Here is a 6,294-nt window from a genome sequence, read left to right on the forward strand (position 1 = left end):
CCTTCTTCACCTTGAATTAACCTCTTTTTGTTATTTAAGGGAAGAGAGCTGCAAAATTGCAACCCCTTTTATCAACTGTAAATCCTTTCTACAATGCCTGCCAATGCCAATAAAAAGGAATCTTTGCTCAGTCCCGAAAACACCTCTAAAGGTGTTATTTTGTAGTTGTTATAAAGATTAAATGCCAATGCAATTAGTTTTCTATCTTCATTTGTCCATTCGCCATCATCTAAACATTCTGGTTTTATTGTGTGGTCTTTAAAATCGTAAATCTTATCAATGTTTTGATAGAGACTATCTTTCCCTGATAGAATATGAAACAAAGCAATCCTCTCTTTGTCCTGTAGATGTGTTTTATCCCTCTCTAAGAGGTTAGATAACTGTTTTAAATGGTCTTCCTCAATTTCAAGCTTTATAGATACCTTAGAAGGCATAAATCCTCTCTCCTTTCAACTTTAGTCAATTTGGTTAATGTTCTTCTTCCTACTTTGTACGAATTTCGTACGAAACTCTTCTTTTAACTTTCCTCATATAACTTAATAAATTTAAACATATTTTATTAAGTTATATTATAATGTAATATAACGACCATGTCAATTTATTTTAATATACTTTGTTAGTTTTTATTGATATAAATTATATCCTGTGCTATTATTGTAAAAGAGGTGATTATCGTGGAAGAATACTTTACAGTAAAAGAAGTATCTGAAAAGCTAAAGCTAAATACTATGACTATTTATAAATGGATTAAACAAGGGAAAATTAGAGCTATTAAGCTTGGTGATACATGGCGAATATCTGAAAGTGAATTAAATCGGATATTGAATGAAAACAAAAACGTATAAGTGTTTTATAATCTATTATGACTTATTGTAACTTATTATACTAAATTGCTATTTCGTATAATTATACTACTTTAAAGTGGTAAATTAGCCTTTTCCAAAAAAACAGTAAAACCTGCGAATATGTGTTCACTACCCCGCCTGCCGGTTCCTGCTATGAAAATATACAAGATTTTATACCCCCTACTCCCTCAAAGCCTTATATCTCAAGCCTTACGCCATTTTTAAAAGCCTCTGTTTTGTAACACTTTGTAACACTTTTATCTAATTTTTTGTCTCCTTTTCGTCTCCTTTAGATTTCAAAACTCTGTAGACATCTTATAGGCGTTTTAAATGTGTTCTTTGATATATTGTTAATGTAAAATATGCCAAAAACCCAATAAAACCTGATTTATAGCCTACTGCAGGATTTTAAAAGGTTGCATTTATTGGACATTTTTTAACATTTTAGCTTAATAACTTCTCCCTCAAAACCTTAAGTTTCCTAAGCTCTAAAACATTAGCATTTGTTAGCATTTCAGCCCCCCTCGTGTGAAATACCCTAGCAGGGGGGTATTTATTGTATTATTCCCCTTCTATAAGATAAAGGGAATTTTGTGCGCGCTAAACTACGCCCGCCGGTTCTCAAGAAGGTTATATAAAATTTCTTTATACCCCTACCCTATAAGTTTTACTAACTATCTTATATGCCTTTATCTCTTCGTCCCAATAGATAGTATAAATATCTACCTCATATTTTTTAGCCATTTCTTTAGCCTTTTTATATGCCTCTTCTATTTCTGCGAATACACTATATAGCTCTGCTACACCTTCATATAATTTACTAATACTCTTTTCCCTAAAGGCTTGATTAACCTTTTCCATAGCTTCATCATGCTTTTGATTAAGTATAAGATTATGCTTTTCAATCCATGTAATAGCTCCATAATTGCCATTTTCATAATACTTTCTTGCTAATTCTTCTAACTTAACCTTCAGGTAATTATAAGCTTTATCTTCGTCCCATTTTTGTTTTTCTTCCCATGCTTTTTTGACTTTGTTTAGAAGGCTTTTATCTTCCCAATAAGATTTACTTTCCATTTTTACACCTCCTTACTTAATGTTTTCTTTTTTATTACGTTCAAAAAGGTCATTAAGGTCAAAAAGCCTAATCATGCGTATTGTAGCCATTTCAAAAACTAAACAAAAAGGTTCAAAAAGATTTTGTAAAATAAAAGTTTTTGACTTATTCATTTTCAATCTGTTTTGTAATAACTCCTTCTACAATTTTGCTTCTCTTTTCCTTCTCTAAAGCTTCTTTTTCTTCTGTCCAACCTTTAGTTTTTTTAAAGAAATAACTTGACTTATAATTTAGTCTTTATGTTACTTAATGTTTTCTTTTTGTCTCACCTTCAAACCCTTGCTACAAGCCTTTTTGACCTTTTTGTGTTTTTTGTTCTAATACTATTTTTGTTCATTAAGTTCCCATACTGTTTTAGACCTGCCTTTAGTGGGTATACTGTTCCCAATGATTGACCCTTTAGCTGAAAGTTTCTGTAAAGTGTCCCTTATTCTTATTGCTGGTATTTTTCTATTAAAGACATTTACATAAATCTCTGTTTGTGTCATAGGACCTCTTTTTAATGCTTCCAATATTCTATCTTGTATCTCATCCCCTGAACTATCGCCAAAAATAAATTCTACTGATTGTTCGCTTCTTTGCCATATTGCTAATGCACTCTCTATATGCTCCTTTCTTATGACCTTTGATTTATCTAATATTGCATAAATCAATGATAATCTTAAAACTTGTGCTTCTGCTCTACTTGTAATAGCCCCAATCACTCCATCTTTACCCTCTGTTAAAATAGGATATGCTTCTTTCCAAAATTCCGTTGCTTCATCATCTCTGCGTATTTCACCTTTATTTTCTCTTGCCCATCTAAACACATCAACTAACTTTTGTATAATTTCGTTATAGATTGTATCTGGTATAACTGGACCTTCTGGCAATAGTTTGCTTCTTCTTACACATTGCCATATAAATCTGTTCGCAAATCCGTTAAATAATTCTACGTTCCTTAAGTGGTTCCTTAACTCTTCTACTGTAATATGGCCAATAATTGATACATGAGGTCCAGTTACAATTGCAGGATTGTTTTTGCTTAAGGACTGTATCTTATATCCATCCCATGCTTGCCTAATAATAGGTGATAATATGTTGCCTTCTCTTTGCATCCTCTTTAGGATAGTAGCAAATTCGCTTTCTGTAACTAAAAGCCTTTTATCCTCGACTCCTAAGTCAGTTAATTCTTCTTTAAATTCTCCTGTCTTTTTGTCTTTTACTTTTTCTACTATAGGGTCTCTTATAGCCCAAATAAGTCCTTCACCGCTGGCTAATCCTTCTACATTTTTATCCTTTATATAATCCTCATCTATTCTTTTAAAAGCCTCTCTTACTGGTCCTAAAGAGGTTCCTTTCCTTGCCTTTGCAGTATCACCTATTAGCAATGTGAAAATGTTTGTACCATGTGTATCTGCTGCTACTTTCGTATATATGTTTTTGCCTATATAATTACCTATCGTTGTAAGAAAGCTCATTAATAAAGCTACATTGTCGGCTTCTGTATATGGTTCAATGGCTCTTATAATTTCCCCTATAAGCCCATGATAAGCCGCTTCTGGCAAATCCTCTGGCCATGGTATAGCTTCCTCTATTTCTTCTTCCTGTATATTATCCTTCTGTCGTTGTGGTATAATAGTATTAAAGAATTTTTCTGTATTCGGTAATTGTCTTTCTTGCTTGAATTTTTTTATTGCTTCTATAACTTCTTGCTTAGTTTCCATTGTTTAACCTCCTCCACTACAAAAAGTTTATCTTGAATATTTCCCTCAAGAAGTAGGTCCAACCAGTAATTAATTAGGTCCTGCTCATGGCATGCTTCTACAAATTCACTTAGTTCCATATCTTTAGGCTCGCTAATAGCCTGCTTTATTTTTGTGTATAAATGGTTTAGTTCACATAGATAATCATAAGTCTCGTCAAACGCCTTTAAAAAGTCATTATAAAGTTTATCTTCCTCTTGTTTCTGCCGTATACGTTGCTGTATTTTTTTCTTTTCTTCTTTGGTTAATCTCCTCTCTTCAGGAAGAGGTACATTAAAATCCTCCGCTAACCTATAAACCGCTTCTAATGGTTCAAGGTTAAAATATCTCGCTACAAAATCTATAACGTCTCCATGTGCTCCACAACCAAAGCAATAAAAGGATTCTTCATAGATTGCCAATGAAGGGTTCTTATCATTATGAAATGGACACTTAATCCAATGGTACCTCCCCCTTTTAATAGGGTGCAGGCCATAATATTCTATAGCCTGCACTAAAGGAATGCTATCTTTAATTAGAGTAAATTTATCGATAGCGCTATTAATCATCTTTAACACCTTCGATTAAAATATCATTCTAATAAATCGATGACTTCAGTAATACTTAACTCATCCTCAGCTATCTCATGCTTTTTTGCATTTCCTTTGATTGTAGAAGGCCTTTTACCTAACCTATAAGGATATAAAGGACAATCTTTTATAGGACAAAGTTCAACTTCCTTATATTGATAATTGCTACATTCCAAACATTTCTTTCTAATTGCCTTCAAAGGTGTTAGCATAATTATGCCTCCCTTCCTACGTGCCTATTTTTTATTTCACAATGCTTAAAAGGTATAAATATATGCCTTAACTATTTGTCTTAAAAAAACGGTAACTATCTTATGATTTTTTACGAATTACAAGGCTTTCGATATCTTCTTTTAAGGCTTTAACGTCTTTTAACGCCTGTAGGATTAAGACTAAGCAAATAATACAAGTGATTATACTTATTAGCATTCCTTATTCAGCCTCCCTTTTCCAACCGCCGGGATATCCTTGCCCGCCATTATCAAGCCATTCCTGTAATTTATCTGGGTCTACTCTTAATTGCCTGCCTATTCGTATTACCGGTAACAGTCCTTCCCTTGCCAAGGCGTATACTCTGTCCTCCTTCAAGTCAAGTATTCTTGCTACCTCCGGTAACCTTAATAACTTTTTATCCATAATAAAACACCTCCTATGCTCATAATAAAACATAGAAGGTGTTCAAAAAACGCAATTTTTTTAATTCATATATAATTTACCAGTAAATTCTATATGTTTCACAAAATTTACCCCTTTTTCGGTCTTCCCCCTTTGCTTGTCGGTCTTGGTTCTAAACCTACTAAATCAGCAATTTCATTAATTGCATTACTAACATTTTGCCTTGTAACATGATATTCTCTAGCTATTTTTTCTTTCGACCAACCTTGCACTTGGTATCTGACAAACCATTCAAAATGTTCAACTTGGCGTTTTTCTGTGCCTTTTACATAATTCTTTTCCTGCGCTTCCATTTTACATTTTTCAATGTATTTATTAAGGTATTCATTAAACTTCGCTTGGACCTTTTCCTTAAATTGTTTTTCTGTTTCAAACGCTATATCCCATTTAAATTTTTCCGGGAATTCAAATAAAGGTAAATCCAACCCCCAAAATACGACACCTCTATATTGCCATTCTTCATAAATTTTGCTGCCCACATATGGCGATAATCGATACCAATGGCTCATAGTTTCAATTGCAGTTTCTAATATCCAACTGCAATTAATATTATATCGTTCTGCCCATTTAATTAATTCATCCTTAAGTGGTATTAAATCTGGATAAAATTCATCTGTTAATTCATTAATATAATGGTTTATTGCATCCTCTATATCTTTATCATTCCATGCAAGTATTGTAAATTCATTTTTCTTATTTTTATATTTGTTTAATCTTGAAATATAATTTGTTTGTACCTTTTTCGCTTCTTCTATCTCTATAATTAATTGCTTATAAATAGAATAAACGTTATTATAAAGTGTATGTAATATTTCTGGCATTTCTTTTTTTATAGTATTCAAAAATATATTTCGTGCATTTTCTTTTGATATTATGTTATCTTGCGGTTCCATTTCACCATATGCTAAATTCATTGCTAACATCCTCCTTGCTTTTCCCTGCAAGGACAGGATATAATATATATGGTCGTGTATAATCCTTGGTCCTTGCCATGGGTTATTTTTTATCTAAGTAAATCTTATAATATATTATACCATATATACACATCTAAAACTATATTAAACACTATATATAGTATATTAAAAAGTAGCTGTTTTTCAAGATTTCAACTCGCAATCAACTCGCAATCAAAAAAGGGTATCGACTTTTTATCGATACCCTTAAACCTGCTCAAATACTGGAGCTGGCGAAAGGACTTGAACCTTCAACCTGCTGATTACAAGTCAGCTGCTCTGCCAATTGAGCTACGCCAGCACCTTTTTAGCCCTTCGTTATCCTGACATTTATATATTATACTTAGAACGGCAGTACATGTCAAGCTTTTTTATAAATTTTTTCTAGAA

8 protein-coding genes and 1 tRNA gene are annotated in these 6,294 nt (G+C 32.5%); 1 reads left to right on the forward strand and 8 read right to left on the reverse strand.

From position 1 onward, the window contains the following. Window positions 1-71 precede the first annotated feature (71 nt). The gene (locus JCM7501_RS10095) at window positions 72-434 is read right to left on the reverse strand and encodes a DUF6075 family protein (RefSeq protein WP_028992581.1); all 363 of its coding nucleotides are present in this window, start codon (window positions 432-434) and stop codon (window positions 72-74) included. 240 nt (window positions 435-674) lie between these two features. Here JCM7501_RS10095 and JCM7501_RS10100 point away from each other — a divergent pair, with 240 nt between their 5' ends. Beyond that, window positions 675-845 (forward strand): helix-turn-helix domain-containing protein, encoded by a 171-nt coding sequence (locus JCM7501_RS10100; RefSeq protein WP_003867858.1) that lies wholly within the window; start codon window positions 675-677, stop codon window positions 843-845. A 645-nt stretch (window positions 846-1,490) separates the two neighbouring features. Here JCM7501_RS10100 and JCM7501_RS10105 read toward each other — a convergent pair. The 7 genes from JCM7501_RS10105 to JCM7501_RS10135 form a co-directional block, all read right to left on the reverse strand. Continuing rightward, window positions 1,491-1,922: a hypothetical protein gene (locus JCM7501_RS10105; protein WP_028992580.1), complete on the reverse strand. Its 432-nt coding sequence runs from the start codon at window positions 1,920-1,922 to the stop codon at window positions 1,491-1,493. A gap of 363 nt (window positions 1,923-2,285) precedes the next feature. Then, complete coding sequence (locus tag JCM7501_RS10110) at window positions 2,286-3,668, reverse strand: DUF3987 domain-containing protein (protein WP_054644861.1); 1,383 nt, start codon at window positions 3,666-3,668, stop codon at window positions 2,286-2,288. Then, the gene (locus tag JCM7501_RS10115; RefSeq protein WP_028992583.1) at window positions 3,644-4,255 is read right to left on the reverse strand and encodes a CHC2 zinc finger domain-containing protein; all 612 of its coding nucleotides are present in this window, start codon (window positions 4,253-4,255) and stop codon (window positions 3,644-3,646) included. The genes JCM7501_RS10110 and JCM7501_RS10115 overlap by 25 nt, the downstream gene beginning before the upstream one ends. A gap of 23 nt (window positions 4,256-4,278) precedes the next feature. Then, on the reverse strand, window positions 4,279-4,488 hold the full coding sequence (locus JCM7501_RS10120) for a hypothetical protein (protein ID WP_013570765.1): 210 nt from the start codon (window positions 4,486-4,488) through the stop codon (window positions 4,279-4,281). A gap of 220 nt (window positions 4,489-4,708) precedes the next feature. Continuing rightward, window positions 4,709-4,912 (reverse strand): helix-turn-helix domain-containing protein, encoded by a 204-nt coding sequence (locus JCM7501_RS10125; RefSeq protein ID WP_003867852.1) that lies wholly within the window; start codon window positions 4,910-4,912, stop codon window positions 4,709-4,711. Between the two features lie 107 nt (window positions 4,913-5,019). Continuing rightward, window positions 5,020-5,865, reverse strand: a complete 846-nt coding sequence (locus JCM7501_RS10130; RefSeq protein ID WP_013570764.1) for a hypothetical protein — start codon at window positions 5,863-5,865, stop codon at window positions 5,020-5,022. A 264-nt stretch (window positions 5,866-6,129) separates the two neighbouring features. Further along, window positions 6,130-6,205 (reverse strand) — tRNA-Thr (locus tag JCM7501_RS10135). Between the last annotated feature and the right edge of the window lie 89 nt (window positions 6,206-6,294).

Origin of the sequence: Thermoanaerobacter thermocopriae JCM 7501, assembly GCF_001310975.1 — a bacterium.
Lineage (GTDB): Bacteria > Bacillota > Thermoanaerobacteria > Thermoanaerobacterales > Thermoanaerobacteraceae > Thermoanaerobacter > Thermoanaerobacter thermocopriae.

Excerpts from the sequence above, each read along its gene's own strand:
- JCM7501_RS10095 (WP_028992581.1), bottom strand. The coding sequence starts at position 434 with ATGCCTTCTAAGGTATCTATAAAGCTTGAAATTGAGGAAGACCATTTA.
- JCM7501_RS10130 (WP_013570764.1), bottom strand. The coding sequence starts at position 5,865 with ATGAATTTAGCATATGGTGAAATGGAACCGCAAGATAACATAATATCA.
- JCM7501_RS10110 (WP_054644861.1), bottom strand. The coding sequence starts at position 3,668 with ATGGAAACTAAGCAAGAAGTTATAGAAGCAATAAAAAAATTCAAGCAA.
- JCM7501_RS10125 (WP_003867852.1), bottom strand. The coding sequence starts at position 4,912 with ATGGATAAAAAGTTATTAAGGTTACCGGAGGTAGCAAGAATACTTGAC.
- JCM7501_RS10115 (WP_028992583.1), bottom strand. The coding sequence starts at position 4,255 with ATGATTAATAGCGCTATCGATAAATTTACTCTAATTAAAGATAGCATT.
- JCM7501_RS10120 (WP_013570765.1), bottom strand. The coding sequence starts at position 4,488 with ATGCTAACACCTTTGAAGGCAATTAGAAAGAAATGTTTGGAATGTAGC.
- JCM7501_RS10105 (WP_028992580.1), bottom strand. The coding sequence starts at position 1,922 with ATGGAAAGTAAATCTTATTGGGAAGATAAAAGCCTTCTAAACAAAGTC.